The sequence below is a fragment of the Burkholderia sp. M6-3 genome (genome assembly GCF_050858985.1).
Taxonomy (GTDB): domain Bacteria; phylum Pseudomonadota; class Gammaproteobacteria; order Burkholderiales; family Burkholderiaceae; genus Paraburkholderia; species Paraburkholderia caledonica.
In genome coordinates this window covers 34,885-50,906 of sequence record NZ_CP110093.1, presented here as the reverse complement: position 1 = coordinate 50,906, position 16,022 = coordinate 34,885, and the positions used below count along the sequence as shown (strand labels likewise).

Sequence of the window (16,022 nt, the reverse complement as noted above, 5' to 3'; positions counted from 1 at the left end):
GTTAATAAAACGACAAAAAACGTAATGGACGCTACAATTTGGGGATTCACACCGTCATTAATACTCCTCCGCCGAATTTTTTCTCGTGGATCGCGTCCTCGGCCCCACGCGTGGTGAATTTGTGTGAAACACTCTTTCATACGGCGCGCAACACCCTTGAAAAACAGTGACTTGCATTGAAAACCTAAACCAATGTGGTTGTTTCACGGGACAAGTCCGCGGCAGTTCCCCGGACTAAGTTTAATTAGGTATACTAAATGACCCGAGGTCGCAACATTGCCAGTCCCGCGCCCTTCCCGGCTTTTGCTTCGATTCGCCCGGATTGCATGTGGCAAAAGCCTCGTCGAGCCAGATAGCTTTCTCGCGATCCGATTACTTCGTTCTAACGCTAGCGACTCCACGACGCGAGGTGCCGTCTGGCTACCGTGCCAACGAAGGCGAACTGGCAGCAGTAACTTCACTATGGCAGGCGACAGCGCGCCGACTACAGCTCGAGTGGGCAGTCACGCCGACAACGTACGCGTGGGAATCGAGAGCACGTTCTGATCGAAAGCCCAATGATCGCTCTTTTCGCTGCGAGTCGTCGCGCGCGCATGGCAATGGAAGGTCGGGGTGGCTCGCCGATGACATTGGAAAGAGCCGCGGCGATAAACCGCAGGCCGGGAACACAAACGCACCAGGCCTTTCGCGTCGCGACCGTCGGCTTGATTAAGCCGTCGAGTGAGTGCAAGACGATGGTCGCGGTTTAGTCTTAGGTAGGGGTCTAGTGACTGCTGCTGACGATTACAAGCAGGTATGCAGACGCTGCCCGGTCTCATCGTCGCACGACCGGCGGGAATCTCGGAATGGGTTGGCCACTTGCGTCCCTGACTATGCGATTACATAAACAGCTTTGCAAGTATGTGAACCGCAACGGGTCCGCAGCCAAATCATCGACGCCAACGAGCGAGCGACGGCTCCTCATACTAGCAACAGCGATGCTCTCTCAGGGCGGAAGCCGCGGTCGCTGAGTCTGGGTGCGACCGGCCCCTGAAAGCGCCGTCTTCTGAAACCGCCCTGCGCGGTGGTTGTGCCTTGGCTCACCTGTCGGATGCGTGACATAAGTCACACGGCGCGCGAAAGACGTGCACGCGGTGTCCACGACAAAGAAATGTTTATCCCAGCATCAATAGTCGGCGAGGGCGGCGCTCGAACTGCCTTCAGGCGTCGTTCGGCATCCTTGGCATAACGTGAACCATCGATAGCAAAGACTCAAACTATCGATTCTTCTTGGATCTGCGTTTTGCGCCGGCTCTGTCCCAAGACCGCGGCGAGGGTTCGGGGGAAACGATCTGTCGTGAATGCGCCTCAAAGCGCCCCTCCGCCGGCAGCTTGGCGAAAGAATAGCTAACGGCCATGCCGAGAAGTGCGACGGACCCTGAGATCGGCACATCCCGCACGCAGTGTGGCTAGGTGGTGGGGCTGCAGAGACAACCATGCTTATGCGTGCGTGCGTGCGTGCGTCTCTTGCGAGCTGAGCATGGCTCCTGACTGCGATCCAGTCGCGAATGACATGGCCCACCCACACGCGTGACGTTACAACGGTTGCAGAGGGGAGTAGCGTGCTTGGCGGAAAGAGAGGGGATGGCTCGCGTCCGCCGACGTTCGAATGCTCTGGTGGTGGGCGTTGCCCGATGTATCCGAGATGACGGCCCCCCTGCGAGCGAAGCTGCCAAACGCAGGCAAAGTGTCCCCATTGGGGACACCTCTGTGGACCCTACGGGTGTCCCCAATGGGGACACCCGTAGGGTCTCTTCAATCAGGCGCCGTACCTCCCGCTGAGAACAGATCAGCGATGAGCGCGCGAATTTGCTGTTCCTTGTCGACCGTGAGCATCCCTGCCTTTATCTTCACCGTGAAACCGGCTGCATCCTTGGTAATAGACCCCGCCTGACTCTTGCCAGAGAATATTTTTTCGATGCTCCGGTCGCTAACGCCTTTGTCTGTGTGTTTGCCCTGCTCGATGGATTGTCGAATAACAGCGGCCAACTTTGTCTGATCTAGGTCTCCGCTTACGACCCTCGTCCAGGCGCTGCGCGCAATCTCCAGCGCTCGTTCGTCTTTCCCGCGAAGGGCAGAGACAATCGCCTCGGCCGTGTGGGCGCCAATAAGCCGCGGTTGGACATCTAGGTCTTTCGTGATGAAGTCTGGAAGATCGCCAAACGCCAGGTAGCGATAAAGCTCCGAACGCGAGAGCCCCAACGCTTCCGCCATTCGCTTGCGGCTCGGAAACTCGCTTTCTGTTCTCCGAACGGAGCGAGCGACTTCATAGTCGGATAGATCCTCCCGCGCGACGTTTTCAACGAGAGCCAGTGTCGCCATCTCTTCATCGGAAATGTCGATGATGACTACCTTTATCGTCTCCCTCCCAATCATCTTGTGGGCACGCCAGCGACGCTCCCCGGCGACTATCTGATATCCATGCGCCGCCCGACGCACTACGATCGGTTGAACCAACCCGGCTTCCCGGATCGATTCCGCGAGTTGTTGGAGTTTCCCGTCGTTGAACGACTGCCGCGGTTGCCACGGGTTAGGAACAATATCGCCGACCGACAATTCCGACGCAGCGCCTGTCTTTTCCAGTTCGACGATGCGTTGCTGTGCCTGCGCTAGCGCACCAGCCATGCCTGGTGCCGTCCGCGGACTCACCGGCTTTTCCTGTTGCGGATCGAGCCGAATATCTTTGGCTGCTCGCACCTCCGCAGTCTTGTTCATCATGCGATCGCGAAGGTTGCTCATTGCCCGCCCCTCCATTGGGTCACGTACTGGTCGTCGATCCACTTGCAATAGTCCAACAATGGCTGTTTAACTCGAGCAAGCGTCTTAGCCACCGCATCAGACCGTGACAGGTCAAATACCGTCGAAAATGCGAGCGCGCCATTGCTCATTACCGAACTTGCGGGCACCTCAATCGTATGGAGCCAATCACCATACGCCCGCTGGGACCAAGATCGGACGACTGGCGCCGAAGAGGTAGTTCCGTAGTCCACACGGGAAAGAAGCACGGATATAAAGTCGTAGGTCTTGTCAACTTCGTGTTCAACGAACCCATGCGCGACTTCCGCAAAAAGAGACCAGAAAGACACGGACGATATGAAGTCCAGACTCTCGGGAACCAGCGGCATCACCATCGAGTCGGCCGCCATCAATCCATTTAGAGTCATGTAAGAAAGGGAAGGCGCTGTGTCCAGAATGATGTAGTCATATTGTGCGCGAAGTGGTTCTATCCCTTTTCGCAACACAGACCAGAACTCGAACCCCGGGCTCGTTTGCTGGGCAGTCGGGAGATGAAACTCCGCATCGTGCAGATAGTTGTGCGCAGGGATTACATCTATGCCGTCCCAATACGTACTCTGTACCTTCGAAGCGAGGCCACCTTCCATTTCCGGCTCGTAGATAAACGGAAGCACGGTATCTTCCCAGGTCACGTCTTTCTCCGCGTACAAACCGCACAGCTCAGACAGCGAAGCCTGAGGGTCCAAGTCGATTACTAGGATTTTCCGCCCCCGTAAGCTCAGGCCCTGAGCGACACACATCGTCGTCGTGGTCTTACATGAGCCGCCCTTGAAATTGGCAGTTATAAGGACCCGTCCACGATGTTCTCGGGTACCGCTGACGAGGGGGGTCTGGTAGATGTCCGACACCTGCTGAACCCACGTTCGCACATCTTTCAATGAGAAAATACGCGCTCTACCGGTGCCCAGTGTCGTCCCTGGTGGCAACTCCCCGCCTTCTTTAGTTGCTAGGTAGTTGATTTTCTGGCGGTCTAAGCCGCACAACTCGGACAATTCCCCGATTGTAAAGACCGGCGGGGTTTTGCGCGGTCGCGGCGCCAGAATTTGGTCACGCAGTTCGTTTGCCATGACCGACAAGCGCTCGGCAAACTCTCCCAGGTTGGAGAGTTTGACTCGTCGGTCAATGCCTGGCAGTTCGCTCAGATTCATTCGGCGATCCTATGGATTTGACGGTGAGCGATTTTCCCGACGCTCGCCGCACGTTTCTACGGTTTTAAAGAATTACAACGCGAACCGTAGAATACTGATTCCCGCATCTAAAAGCCAGCAGAATTCGCAAGTGGTCAGCTGCAAGGCCACAAAACAACGCTTTTGTTTCAGTAAGTTACGTGCCTAGGTCGGGGCGGAGGAGACCAATGATCGGCCAGCTCGGTGCGCACTTGCGCGTTGGACAATCGGATCATGCCGTCAGTGAAGCACAAAAAACCTCACCTTGCGTTTCCTAAAGACAGCTGTTTTCGACTGCCATTTAAGCTGCGACACAGATCACCTCACCTATCAAGAACCATACAGTAGTCAAGCCAGCGACCAATTCTCCCTATTTCATCGTAGGTGGAATGAATTGGGAACAATGCGATTTATGTTACGCCCGTTCGTCAACAGTGTTCCTCAATGGCACCGGTGGTAGGTTTTTATTTAAAAACAAGACCTACACACCACAACCGAAGATCGAATCCCTAGGCAAATCAAAGACTTATGGCCGAGAGGTGAGACATTCTGTGTCGAAGGTGCTGTTAATTGAGCGCCAAAGTGACGTGTTTACCACGGGAAGGTGAGGACAATTAGCGCTTTCGGTGAGGTGTTCTGGATTCTAATGGTGAAGTGAAATGTGAACGCGACCTATGAGGTGAGGTGTTTTGTGCCGGCCGAGAGATTAAGGTGAGGTAGTCTGTGTTGACATGTCACCTTGGCGTCGGTAACTTACCGCTCCAAATCATCGTTTAACAACGGGCCTGGAGGCGGAATGGTGAAAGCGGGGCAGGTGGCCACATCCCGGCAACTGGCCCTAGCCTTGTTCGAGGATGCCAATGCGCAGGATCTGCCGGTCGACGCCGCGCGATCGGATGTCGGTTTCGCGCGAAAGAACGTCCTCATACGCATCGTCGATTTGGGTGTAGCGGCACGACGCCTGATTGACGCAGCGTACTTTATCGTGGCGCAAGACGATCAGGTCCGTGACCTGTATGACGTCGAGCTGGACTATTTTAAATGGCTCATGCGCTACTCCAGCCGCAACAATACTCACCTCGAGCAGGTAATCACAGAGGCGCAGAGAGCCTTGATCCAAGCGACCGCCGCGCCAGATGCCGACGGAGACAAACCTTTCGGTTCCGTGCAGTTGATCGGGCGCATCTCCTACTCAGGCGGGCGTTTTCAATTTCGAGTCCCTCCGGATCTGATTGGCATAATACGTGGCCCAGGCAAGTCTCATTGGCTAAGTCTGCGCATAACGTCACTATTCACGCTTAGCTACGCGCGAGTTATGTACGACCGCCTGCTGCCTTACGCCGACGACACGATCACGGATTGGTTCGAACTCGAGGAGTTGCGCTCATGGCAGGGGGCGATCGGAGCGAAGGCCCAAGAGTTCAAGTATTTCAAGCGGGACTGGCTCTCTCCGGCCGTGGAGCAGATCAACGAAGTTTCTGATTTGACAATATCCTACGAGACCCGCAATGAACCGGGCTCCAGGAAGATCGGCCGGCTTAGGTTCCGCATTGAAAGGAAACAGGCGGCAGAACGTGTTCTGCAGACCCACGAACAGGCGCAAGCACTGTACAAAACGCTTAAGCAGGAGTTCGGCCTGTCAAGCGCACAGCTAAATCAGATCGCGGCTGATCGCGACAAATATACCGACGAACGCCTTGAGCAAGCTATCGAGCGCACTCGCTTCAGCCTGAAGCTGGGGAACATATCCAAGAGCCCAGCTGGGTTCTTTATGAAGGCGTTGAAGGAGCAGTGGATCGTTTCCGACGCTGAGCGCCAGATGGTTCAGATTCAAGAGAGCCTTGCTCTCACTGGCAAGCGTGAGCTCGAACTGAAAGAGCAAGTCCAAAACCGCGCGGCTTTGCGAATCGCTGCGCAGGACGTCCACGCACAAGACAGAATGGTCGAAGAAATTCGACGAGGCTGGGAAGCATATGAAGCGGCGACCCCCAAACAGCGGGAGGAGTGGCGACGGAACTACAAGGGCACGCCGGCCGGCAAGCTGACATTGCGTCGATTGGGCATTGATCCAGTAACAGATCTGTCCGAACCCATTATCCAGAGGTTTCCGGACTTGAAAGATGGCTTCGCTGGCTACGTTTTCAATAGGTCAAAGAACGTCAAGGGTACATAGCGCAATGCTTCGGTCTCCTGTCAAACCGAAGTAGAGACTGCTTCCGAGACGATGCGCTGATTCGGCAGTGTCGCTTTTCGAATAAGTGCGCGTCAGGTGCGTCCTTTCCCGGTGGCTACCAAGCCTCCCATCCAGTCCTTGCCGTTACGCGTCGCAAGCAAAAGGTTGAGGATCTGCTCCAGTTGACCTATGCGAAGTGTCACTTGCGGAAGTTCGGCACGTCAAGCACGGGCCTATCACGAGCCCATCTAAAGGCTTTCGGGGGAACTTTGCAGGCCAATGCGTTCGCGGAGTACGACGCGGTCTACGACGGTGGTGATGTGCGTGAGGCGGCATGCATCGCACACGCGCGCCGCAAGTTGCACGATTTGTTCGTCGCGCGCAGAAACGAGGTCAACACTGAAGAGTTGCGCCCCGGATCGGCGAACTGGACGCACTTGAGGCCGCGAGTCGCGGCAAGCCGCCGGACAAACAAGACGTGTCAGGCAGGAGCTGGCTCGTCCGCTACTCGATGCCTTCGAGATCTGGCTGCGTTCGACATTGGGTACGGTGTCGCAGAAAGGCGATATCGCCAAAGCTATCAACTACGCGCTGAGTCAGTGGGTGGCGCTCACGCTGTACGTCGATGACGGCGCGGTGGAAATCGACAACAACGCAGCCGAACGCGCTTTACGTGCCGTCGCTCTCGGCCGAAAAAGTTCCTGCACTTCGGTTCCGTCACTCATCGTGATACGGCGCCGGCACGTCGCCGATCAGCTTGACCGCGACGCGACCGACTCCTGGCACAGCTCGTCGACGCGATTGACGGGATGCATCGGCGATGCGAGCGATGACGTGGCGCAGGTAGGTCCCGGGATCGAGGGCATTCAGCTTCGCTTTACTAACCGGAGTGTACATAGCAGCCCCGCGTTCACGGCCGCTAAGGGACTCGCCACGAACCTCTCGGCCTGCCCCCCCGTATTGGTCGCGCGGATCGCGCCCGCCTCGACGATTACCCAGCTCATCCTTTGAGCTTGGCCGGAGGTATCCCAGCGTCACCGCCGGGCGGGTCATCGGATCCCCAACAGCGCATTCACGAGCAATTCGATCTCGCTAACGCGCGAGGCAACGCTCGCGAAGTCTGGCGTGTCAATGCGGAGGTAGTTTTTGCCTCCTTTCTTGCCTCTTGCAACGCTGATGCTCACGGCCTTACGCGGAGGACATTGTCCGTGGTCAGAAAGGCGAAGATGTCCGCCGTCGTGCTTCTAGGCGGAAGACTTGCGGCGCGCTCCGAGATCAGCTTCTCTCCGACCTGCCGCATGAGCGTGTGGAGTGTGGCCACTTGTGCGGCAGACAACCGCTTGTCGGCGATTGCCTCCAACAGGACTTCGGCAGTCGCGCGACGGCCAACATCCGTGATGTGTGAGCCGTCGAAACGCCGAGTCCAGCGGCCAACTCCTTTTGCGTTACCCAAAGACCGCGCTCAATCATTGCCGAATAGAACCGACCCATAACCACCACGGGCGCCTTCGCGGCACGGAGCCGATTGTGCATTGAGACTGCGGTCAGCCGGTTGGGAATCAGACGCACACTAAAGTTGTACTGCATGTTCGAGGCCTCATGTATCCGTTCTTTACGTCCAGATCTTATCGTGCCGATAGTTCTGTCAAGGACGCAATCGCTTGCGTAGCTCGTTACGTAAAGCGCTGAGCGGCTGCGTCGTCAACCGGCGAGTCGGCGTCCTTACTCCGAGGGAAAATTCCTAGCGTCAATGGACGCTTATAGCGGCCGTTGGCCTGACGACCGCACGCCAGACTGGCGAACTAATTCCAAATCGCGTAACTATATGGCGTTATACGCCTCACGTATCGCCTCACAGTTGCCGGATATGAAATAGGACCGTGAGCCGGCTCACGGTCTCACTGGGACCAATCCAGCGCTTATTTCTTCGAAGAACGCATAAAAATCAGTCACTTAGGGGCAATGCCTAGCGGGGCACCCAGCGTGACTGACCTTGTAATTTATGGAACTGGCTTGGCGACGGAAACTGCTCCACTGTACGGGGTCGGACAGGGTGCCCGACCGTGAAAGCTTCAATTATTTGCCATCATTCCGGGTTAAGACCGTGAGCCGGCTCGTCCCAATCGCGGCACGAATCCCGTGTCGCTAATGCGGCTGCAAATCACACCTCTTTTGCATGACTAGCTTCCTGCTGGCGCTGATTCAATTGAGTCGGCACAAAGGGACCGATCGTCATGCGTTTATTCCGCAGTAAAAAACAGGTAGCGCTCTCTACAGCGCCAGGTGGTTATTCGGAAGAGGACCCCGAAGGGATCATCTTCGATATGGGCGCGCGCCTGCGCACGGAAGCGAATCACTGGAAGCTTTTCGCCTTCTTTCTGGCGTTCGTTGCCGGCGGGGCGGTGTACACGCGAAATCCGCCGCCGCCGGTAGTCAAGGCTTACGGCGTCTCGTCCGATGCTAACGGCCATGCGGTTGTCAGGCAGTTGACCGCCTATAAGCCGGATGACCAGGCGATCCGTACCGCGCTGAAAGAAACTGTAGAGAGCTGGTTCACGATCGAGCCGGTGCTCACGGACGACATCCAGACTTCGCGTATGGCGCGAAACATCAACGCCGTCAAGGCGATGATGGTCGGCAACGCACGCAACCAGTTTGCTGACTGGATCAAGGCTGACGCGCCATTCCAGGCCATTACGCTCAATCCGAAGCTCGTGCGCGAGCCGCGCGTCTTCAACGTTGCGTTGCTCGAGGACTCCACGGCTGTCGTTGAGTTCACAACCAGCACCACCCAGTCACCGACCGACAAGCCGGTCGTTCAGAAATACGCCCTGACTTTCCGCTATCAGATCGTCCCTCCCACAGCCGAAGACGCGCTCGGCCGCAATCCGTTCGGGCTCTTCTATCCGTTGTTCTCCATGCAGAAGACCCAATGATGAATGCGAACCGAACGTTTGCCTCGTTGATGGCCGCCGCGCTGTGCGTTGGCGCGATGTGCCAGCCGGCCAGTGCCGCGAGAAAGGGCGAGACGCCGTCGGGCGCGTCGTTCGATATCGCGAACGCCATGAGCGACCCTATGAGCCCGGTTAATCCCTACAACGCCGGCACCGATCCCGTCACGATGCCTGGCGACGCGCGCATGGCGGTGTTTCCATACAGCCGCGACCAGATCTACCGGATCATGACCGCACCGTTGAAGAACACGACGATCGAGCTCGCGCCCGGCGAGCGACTAACGACGGATCCAGCGATGGGCGACTCGGTGCAATGGATCGTGGACACCGACGGAGCCAACCATGTGTTCGTAAAACCGATCAAGCCCGGTCTCGTCAACACGTTGCATCTGACGACGAACCTGCGCGAATACGACATGACACTCGTCTCTTCTCCGATGGGTGGGCTGTTCTATCAGACCGTGCGCTTCAACTATCCCGGCTCGTTGATGGCAAAGGTGCGTGCGCGGGAAGAGGCTGGCTACGATTCACGCGACGGCCAGAGTTCAGCGAATGACTCGGGTCCCATTGGCGTGTCACCGGACAAGCTGAACTTCGACTACACAGTTTCCGGGTCGGCGTCGTTCAAGCCTGAAACCGTGTTCGACGATGGCAAGTCCGTCTGGCTGCGGCTGCCGCCCGACGCTCCGTTCGCCGTTCCAGTTGTGAAGGATCATGGCGACGTCGTCAGTCCAAACTTCATCCGCCGCGGGCAGTACATCGTCATTCAGGAAATGGCAAAGGAAATCGTGCTGCGCGCGCCGAATGAGGAAGTAACCATCAGGCGCCGGCGTCCGGGCCTGTTCGGATTCTGAGCTGAATCATGGCTAACCAGAACGGACAACCCGACAGCGACCGCGCGACGATCGTCAAAGGCAAGTCGCCCCGCAATGTGCTGATCAGCGCAGGCGTGGTGGTTGCCGTCATTATTGGCGCGCTGGGCTTTTACTATCAGGTGAAGGAAGGCAACAAGGCTGAAGAAGAAGCGAAGCTCCAGAAGAAGGCGAAGCAGGCGGAGGTTGTCGACAAGTCGAACAATACCCAGGACCTTAACAAGACCATCGACGACCAGATGGCAGCGGCGCGGCGTCAGGCAGCTTCAGAAGCGCGTGCGGCGGCCGCGCCGGGCGCGCAGCCGGCAGCGGGGGCTAGCTCGACGCCTGCGTTGAACGCCGATAATTTTCTCGGGGACCAGCACACGCAGCAGATCAAGTCACAGGCAGATTCGGACGCAGTTTTCGCTTCGCCGATCTTTCGCGCTGGCCTGAAGGTGAAGGACACCGCCCCGCAGCAGGCAGGGCAAATCCCGGGCATTCTCACGCCCGCGCAGGTTGCCGCGCAACAGGCCGCCGCACAGCAGGCAGCAGGCGCGTCGGTGGGTGACCGCGTGGCCGCCGCCTTGTCGGCTGCCGGCGTCGGCGGACAGCAGGGGCCGCGCGCCTATTCGAGCCAGGATCACGATGGCGCCTTCATCAGGAACGTCGCGAATCAGTCCGGCAATGGCCAGGACTTCGCTCGTACGGGTTTTGTCGGGCAGGCGCGCGGCTGCGTCCTGTCGCCCCCGCATCACATTCCGGTGTTGTCGATCGAAGGCCTGAATTCAGACAGGCCGGGCACTGCTGCGCTGGTTGTCGAAAAGGACGTCTACGACAGCATCCGCGGCGACTGTCTGATGATCCCGAAGGGCAGCATGATCACCGCGCCCTACAGTTCCGACATTCAGCCCGGCCAGGAAAGCATCCTCGTTGCAGCTACCGAGATGCGCCTGCCGAACGGCAAACACGTACCGCTATTCGGTGCGCAGGGCGCTGATGCCGATGGGACGGCCGGGTTCTCGGGTGACGTCAACAACCACTTCCTGAAGATCTTCGGCACATCGTTTCTCGTTGCCATTCTGCTTCGAAAGTTCGATGGTGGCGACACCTCGACAACGACTGGACCGCTTGGCGTCACGCAGGTCGGGAGTACAGGCGGACAGGTCGCGGCGACTACCGCCCAGTCCGTGCTCGACCGGTACAAGAACATCCCGCCGACCATTACGGACGGCCCAGGCGAGCGTCGCTTCATGCTGAAAGTGAATCGCGACATTTACATGGAGCCGTACCGTGATCAGTAAGCGATTTCTTCCCGCCTTGCTGATCGCTGTGTTTGTGCCAGTGGCACACGCGGCAACGATTGAAGAGGTCATCAGTCCGACAAGCGTCGTGCTCGCGCAAGGCACCGCGCGGACGATCGCAAAGATCAATGGAAAACCGGTGTTCTATTGCGGGCTTTCCGCCTTTGGATCGTGGGCCGCGCATCTGGTTGGGCAGCCGGTAGGCAGCAACCCCGAGAGCGGAATCACCGTTGCAGTGGATGAGCGCGACGTAGCGCTGGCCGGGCTGCTCGTCAGTAAGGGATGGCTGCAGCCTCCGATGCTTGACGGCGAAGCACAGGCCGCTATCACGGAGAGACGCGGAGGCTGGGCGTGCGCGAGCGCGGTCACGCCGTTCGAGCTCATGCATAGCAGCGTCGATCCGAAGGTACTGGCGGGCATTGCGCTGAACGAGTCAGGGCTCAATGGCCACGCGTGGCCCTGGACGCTGAATATCGCAGGACAGGGCTACTTCTTCAGGTCGCGCGAGGACGCCTATCGCGTTGTGCAGTCACTGATCGCGCGTGGTCGCAGCGACTTCGATGTCGGCATCATGCAGATCAATTGGGCGTACCACGCCCGCCGGTTTGCGTCGCCCTGGGATGCTCTTGCACCGGCCACAAGCATCCGCGTCGCTGAAGACATTCTCAACGAGAACTACAGCAAGACCCATTCGGTTGCAAAGGCGATCGCCTATTACCACAGCGCCAATCCGGTCCCGGGCCAGGCGTATCTCGCGCGCTTTGCTCGACACCTCAACCAGATCCAGGCCGGACTATGAAGCACACCGTTTCCCGCATCGCCGTCGCGTGCGCCATGCTCTTCGTGGCGATGGCGTCGCATGCTGCGAACACCGACCCGTTCGACTTCGATTATGAGATCGCGGGTGGGATCGCCGAGCGCCCGGCGCTCATTTTCAATGACGGCTCCAAAACATACATCCAGCCGCGCGCGGGTCAGGTCATCACAGCCGCTGGCGGTCATCAGGAAGGGCCTTACGTTGTTGTCGACGGTACGCCCGAGACGATCACCTACACGGTGGCCGGTCGCTCGGCCAGTGCGCGCTGGACGAGGGCCAATGCCTTCATCGGAGCCGGCGCGCGCGGTCCGCTCGCGTCGTTGCGCGACGACCAGCCGGCCGCGTTCGACGGCTTCACGAATCGACTGGTGCTGATCGGCGCCCACGGGTCGCTCGAGCCCGTTCGTGTAATGAGCGGTTCAATGCCGGTGGCCGCCGTCGTGAAGGCGCTCGTCCCCCAAGGCTGGACGGGGTCCGCCCAGAAGGATGTGGACCTGACTGAAAACACCGGCTTCGCCACCCGTGCGGGCGAGAACTGGATGCAGGCGCTTGATCGCCTGATGACGCAAAGCGGTCTATACGCTGATGTGGATTTCACGTCACGTCATATCAGGGTGCATCGCGACGCGCCCAAGTCTGGCGCGCTGAACTACGCTGCTGGCCAGAAGTCACCGGCCGATGCGATCGCGCAGACGGTCGCAATGAAAGAGGGCGCAGCAGGCGGCTCCGCCGCTGGCACTCCGCAGGCGTCCCTACTCGCGCAGTACTTCGGCGCTCAGGCGATCCGCGATGGCGACGACACACATACGCAGATCCGTTTCGCGGCAAAGCCCGCAACCGAGCTGACGTTCAGGACGCCGGACGGTCGATCGCTGCACCCGATGTGGGATAGCGAAACCGCTGTCATGACGGTTGAGCGTGCCGAACGCATGCTGGTTTCGGACGGAACGCGCACGGTTGAGGTGGGCCGCTCGGCAGGCACGGTATACGACTTCGACGCGGGCAGCGCCGCGCATCTGGAGGCGGTGTTCGACCGCGACGGCCAGACGTTCTTCAAGTTCGCAGACTCTGTCGTGCAGGTCCATGTGAGCGACGTGAAACACCTGGGCTTCGGCGAGCAGAAGGGCCGCTACTACATGTTCAACGGCACGGCGGACCAGTTCATCGTGACAGCCGATGGCGCAACTGTGAATGTCACGCGGCGTCACGACGTGAAGTATTTCGAGCGTCCTGCAACGGGCGCACCGACGACGGCGTCGGCAGCATCTGGAGCCGCGAAATCATGAGGCGCGTGATTCCAGTTCTCATCGCTACGGTACCTGCACTTTGCGGGCCGCTCGCGCACGCCGACTGCCTTGATGACGCTGCCGCGTTCCAGCACGTGAGTACGCAGCTTGTCCATGCGATTGCGCAACACGAATCCGGGATGCGTGCGAACGCTGTGAACGTGAACAGCAACGGTACTGAAGACATCGGTCTGATGCAGATCAATTCGTCGTGGCTGCCAAAGCTCGCGCGCTACGGCATCCGGCGTCAGGATCTTTTCAACCCATGTGTGAACGGCTACGTCGGCACATGGATCCTTGCGTCGAACATCCGGCAGTTTGGCCCGACGTGGAAGGCGGTCGGCGCCTATAACGCGGTCTCGACGCAAAAGCAGCTGATTTATGCAAACGCCATTTATCGCCGCCTGCAGCGGCTGGGGCAACAACAATGAATGTGACCATCGAACGTAACGACCGGGCGCGCGTGGTGGCGCGTGTTCTCGCCGTATTCCTGCTCATTGCCGGCCCCGCATGGACGCGCGCAGCGACCGATCCGGGCCCGTCGCGCATCGCCGTGCCGGCAGGCGACGGCTGGCAGGTCCTTTCAGGTGCGCCGGCCGGTAACGTGCCCGGTGACGCTCCCTCAGCGCCTGTGAGTGGTCCGGCGTTGCCCCTGTCCACCGCACCCGTTTCGATGACCGTGGCCCCAGTTGTCCTGCCAGCGACAACGACTGCGACAACGACAACGGTAGCGGCCGCGGCGCCTGGCGGTGTACTCACGTTCTCGGTATCGCCATCGGACCGCAATCTGCGCAACGCGCTCGACCGCTGGTTGCAGACCCAGGGCTGGCAACTCGCGTGGAAGGTCGACGATGACCTTCCACTCGAATTCAACGCGACCTTCACCGGCGACTTCACGTCCGTTCTCGTTCAGGTCATGAAAGCGACCAACCACATGCGCGTGCCAACCCGCGTCTGCCGCCATTCGAATAACGTCATCCGCGTCGTGGCACGCGCGGCCAACTGCCAGGAGTAACGATGCGTCACGCCCAGATTCTCAGGACTTCAATTGCGGCTGCGTGTTTGCTCGTTATCGCAGGCTGCGCCGTCACGCAAGGCGATGTAAATTCGGCCTACGACTCGGCGAATAGCAGTGCGAGTGCCGCAATGAACAATCTGCCGGGCTCAATGGCGCTCGTTGAAGATGTACCGACAGCGTTCCTCGGCGACCGCCTCGTACCGGTCGCCTATGAGGCAACGCTGCCTGCGACGTTTCGCGAAAAACGCATCACGATGCCAGCGAATCTCGATATCAACCAGATCGCGAAACTGGTGTCCGGCGCGACTGGCTATGCCGTTCACCTGAGCCCCGACGTCTTCGTGCCGCGTAGTTCGCTGGTACCCCGTGAGGGCGCATCATCGACGATGGGCGGCGCCGGCGGCAGCAATTATGAAAAGCCGATCTATGCGCAGGTCTTCGACGGGTTTGCGGGCGAGTACCTGACGCGTATGACGGAGGATCTCGGGCTCGACTGGTCTTTCGATGGTTCGACGATCAACATCACGCGCTTTGTGACCCGCATGTATCAGATCGCAGCCATCCCGGGCAAGGTCTCCATCAAGTCTACGATGTCCAAGGGCATGGAAACGTCCACGGGCAATCAGGCGAACGGCAGCAGTGGTGGCGGAAGCGGTGACACGGGGTCTTTTTCCGCTCTGACTTCGACTGGCCGCCAGGGTGAGTTTGACCAGATCCAGTCGATTACGGATGCACTGAACAAGCTGCGCTCGCCGATGGGCCGGGTCAACGTCAATCCCCAGAGCCGTCTGGTGATGGTGCACGACACACGCGAGGCCGCAGATGCGATGGGCAAGCTGCTCGCCCAGGAAAACGCGGTATCGACGCGTCAGGTGGCAATCCGCGTGCGCACGCTGCAGATTGCGTTGAACCGCGGCAGCCAGGCCGGCGTGAACGGGGATATCGTGTTCAACGCGATCCAGGGCGGTCTCGCAAAGTACGCAATCAGCTTCGTCTCGCCCACATCGCTGTCGTCCGGAGGCGGTACGCTTGGCATGTCCGTCTTGCGCCCGAACGCGCCTTTCTCCGGCACGAACGCGGTCATCAATGCGCTGAACCAGTACGGCCGCACGGTGCAGGACAACACGCAGACCAAACTCACGCTCAATGGTTTGCCGGTGTCGATCGCTTCGTTCCAGAGCGACGATTACCTGAGATCGACAACCTCCTCGGCCGGCAGCCTCACGGCAACGTCAGGCGGTGTACCCGGGCTGAATCCGGGCACCGTGACGACCGGCGACTTCGTCAACATCCTGCCGTCGGTGAACGATCACAACCAGATCGTGCTCGCTTACTGGAGCGACAGTTCGAAGCTGAACGGCCCCTTCACAGAAAAGTCGGTCGGCTCAGGACAGACGCAGCAGACAATCCAGCTGGCGCACACGGTCGGCAGCAAGGACGACCAGATCGTCGCGTTGTCCGACGGACAGACGGTAGTGCTCTATGGCGAGATGACCGATCACGCTGACAGCACGACCAACGGCGGCATCGCCGGTATCACGGGCCTGTGGAACAAGGCGAGAACCTTCCAGGTCATCATGCTGACGGCTTCTGTCGTCCCGTCGATGTGAGCACGGCT

Annotated in this window: 11 protein-coding genes and 2 pseudogenes; 10 read left to right on the top strand and 3 right to left on the bottom strand. The window is 59.0% G+C overall.

What is annotated here, in order from left to right; translation table 11 throughout:
• Positions 1–1,794 precede the first annotated feature (1,794 nt).
• Positions 1,795–2,778 (bottom strand): ParB/RepB/Spo0J family partition protein, encoded by a 984-nt coding sequence (locus tag OH764_RS35405; RefSeq protein ID WP_498851929.1) that lies wholly within the window; start codon positions 2,776–2,778, stop codon positions 1,795–1,797.
• Positions 2,775–3,983 carry a ParA family protein gene (locus tag OH764_RS35400; RefSeq protein ID WP_498851928.1) on the bottom strand — a complete coding sequence of 403 codons (1,209 nt, stop codon included), beginning with the start codon at positions 3,981–3,983 and terminating at the stop codon, positions 2,775–2,777. The genes OH764_RS35405 and OH764_RS35400 overlap by 4 nt, the downstream gene beginning before the upstream one ends.
• Before the next feature lie 814 nt (positions 3,984–4,797).
• Between OH764_RS35400 and OH764_RS35395 the strand changes: the two genes are divergently transcribed.
• Both OH764_RS35395 and OH764_RS35390 read left to right on the top strand, forming a co-directional pair.
• Complete coding sequence (locus OH764_RS35395; RefSeq protein WP_498851927.1) at positions 4,798–6,174, top strand: replication initiation protein; 1,377 nt, start codon at positions 4,798–4,800, stop codon at positions 6,172–6,174.
• Positions 6,175–6,413: 239 nt separating this feature from the next.
• Positions 6,414–6,890 (top strand): annotated as a pseudogene (locus OH764_RS35390) (IS66 family transposase); the annotation flags it as partial.
• Positions 6,891–6,926: 36 nt separating this feature from the next.
• Here the strand turns inward: OH764_RS35390 and OH764_RS35385 are convergent.
• A pseudogene (locus tag OH764_RS35385) lies at positions 6,927–7,095 on the bottom strand (transposase domain-containing protein); the annotation flags it as partial.
• A 1,313-nt stretch (positions 7,096–8,408) separates the two neighbouring features.
• Here OH764_RS35385 and OH764_RS35380 point away from each other — a divergent pair.
• Genes OH764_RS35380 through OH764_RS35345 form a run of 8 tightly spaced genes read left to right on the top strand, consistent with a single transcriptional unit; the run spans position 8,409 to position 16,014 of the window.
• Positions 8,409–9,110, top strand: a complete 702-nt coding sequence (locus tag OH764_RS35380; RefSeq protein WP_498851926.1) for a VirB8 family type IV secretion system protein — start codon at positions 8,409–8,411, stop codon at positions 9,108–9,110.
• Positions 9,107–9,982: a TrbG/VirB9 family P-type conjugative transfer protein gene (locus OH764_RS35375; protein ID WP_498851925.1), complete on the top strand. Its 876-nt coding sequence runs from the start codon at positions 9,107–9,109 to the stop codon at positions 9,980–9,982. Before OH764_RS35380 ends, OH764_RS35375 begins: the two co-directional genes overlap by 4 nt.
• An 8-nt stretch (positions 9,983–9,990) precedes the next feature.
• Positions 9,991–11,283, top strand: a complete 1,293-nt coding sequence (locus tag OH764_RS35370) for a TraB/TrbI/VirB10 family type IV secretion system protein (protein ID WP_498851924.1) — start codon at positions 9,991–9,993, stop codon at positions 11,281–11,283.
• A complete protein-coding gene (locus OH764_RS35365) occupies positions 11,276–12,082 on the top strand; it encodes a lysozyme family protein (protein WP_498852020.1) in 807 nt (268 codons plus the stop codon). Before OH764_RS35370 ends, OH764_RS35365 begins: the two co-directional genes overlap by 8 nt.
• Positions 12,079–13,386, top strand: a complete 1,308-nt coding sequence (locus OH764_RS35360; RefSeq protein ID WP_498851923.1) for a TrbG/VirB9 family P-type conjugative transfer protein — start codon at positions 12,079–12,081, stop codon at positions 13,384–13,386. Before OH764_RS35365 ends, OH764_RS35360 begins: the two co-directional genes overlap by 4 nt.
• Positions 13,383–13,817, top strand: coding sequence for a lytic transglycosylase domain-containing protein (locus OH764_RS35355; RefSeq protein WP_027800329.1), 435 nt, complete (start codon positions 13,383–13,385; stop codon positions 13,815–13,817). The genes OH764_RS35360 and OH764_RS35355 overlap by 4 nt, the downstream gene beginning before the upstream one ends.
• On the top strand, positions 13,814–14,401 hold the full coding sequence (locus OH764_RS35350; protein ID WP_498851922.1) for a toxin co-regulated pilus biosynthesis Q family protein: 588 nt from the start codon (positions 13,814–13,816) through the stop codon (positions 14,399–14,401). The genes OH764_RS35355 and OH764_RS35350 overlap by 4 nt, the downstream gene beginning before the upstream one ends.
• A gap of 2 nt (positions 14,402–14,403) precedes the next feature.
• Entirely contained in the window at positions 14,404–16,014 is a 1,611-nt protein-coding gene (locus tag OH764_RS35345; RefSeq protein WP_498851921.1) for a type II secretory pathway protein, read from the top strand.
• Positions 16,015–16,022: the final 8 nt, after the last annotated feature.

Bases quoted from the DNA above. Each gene is read 5' to 3' on its own strand.
- OH764_RS35380 (WP_498851926.1), top strand. From the start codon at position 8,409: ATGCGTTTATTCCGCAGTAAAAAACAGGTAGCGCTCTCTACAGCGCCA.
- OH764_RS35370 (WP_498851924.1), top strand. From the start codon at position 9,991: ATGGCTAACCAGAACGGACAACCCGACAGCGACCGCGCGACGATCGTC.
- OH764_RS35400 (WP_498851928.1), bottom strand. From the start codon at position 3,983: ATGAATCTGAGCGAACTGCCAGGCATTGACCGACGAGTCAAACTCTCC.
- OH764_RS35405 (WP_498851929.1), bottom strand. From the start codon at position 2,778: ATGAGCAACCTTCGCGATCGCATGATGAACAAGACTGCGGAGGTGCGA.
- OH764_RS35395 (WP_498851927.1), top strand. From the start codon at position 4,798: ATGGTGAAAGCGGGGCAGGTGGCCACATCCCGGCAACTGGCCCTAGCC.
- OH764_RS35360 (WP_498851923.1), top strand. From the start codon at position 12,079: ATGAAGCACACCGTTTCCCGCATCGCCGTCGCGTGCGCCATGCTCTTC.
- OH764_RS35345 (WP_498851921.1), top strand. From the start codon at position 14,404: ATGCGTCACGCCCAGATTCTCAGGACTTCAATTGCGGCTGCGTGTTTG.
- OH764_RS35350 (WP_498851922.1), top strand. From the start codon at position 13,814: ATGAATGTGACCATCGAACGTAACGACCGGGCGCGCGTGGTGGCGCGT.
- OH764_RS35375 (WP_498851925.1), top strand. From the start codon at position 9,107: ATGATGAATGCGAACCGAACGTTTGCCTCGTTGATGGCCGCCGCGCTG.
- OH764_RS35355 (WP_027800329.1), top strand. From the start codon at position 13,383: ATGAGGCGCGTGATTCCAGTTCTCATCGCTACGGTACCTGCACTTTGC.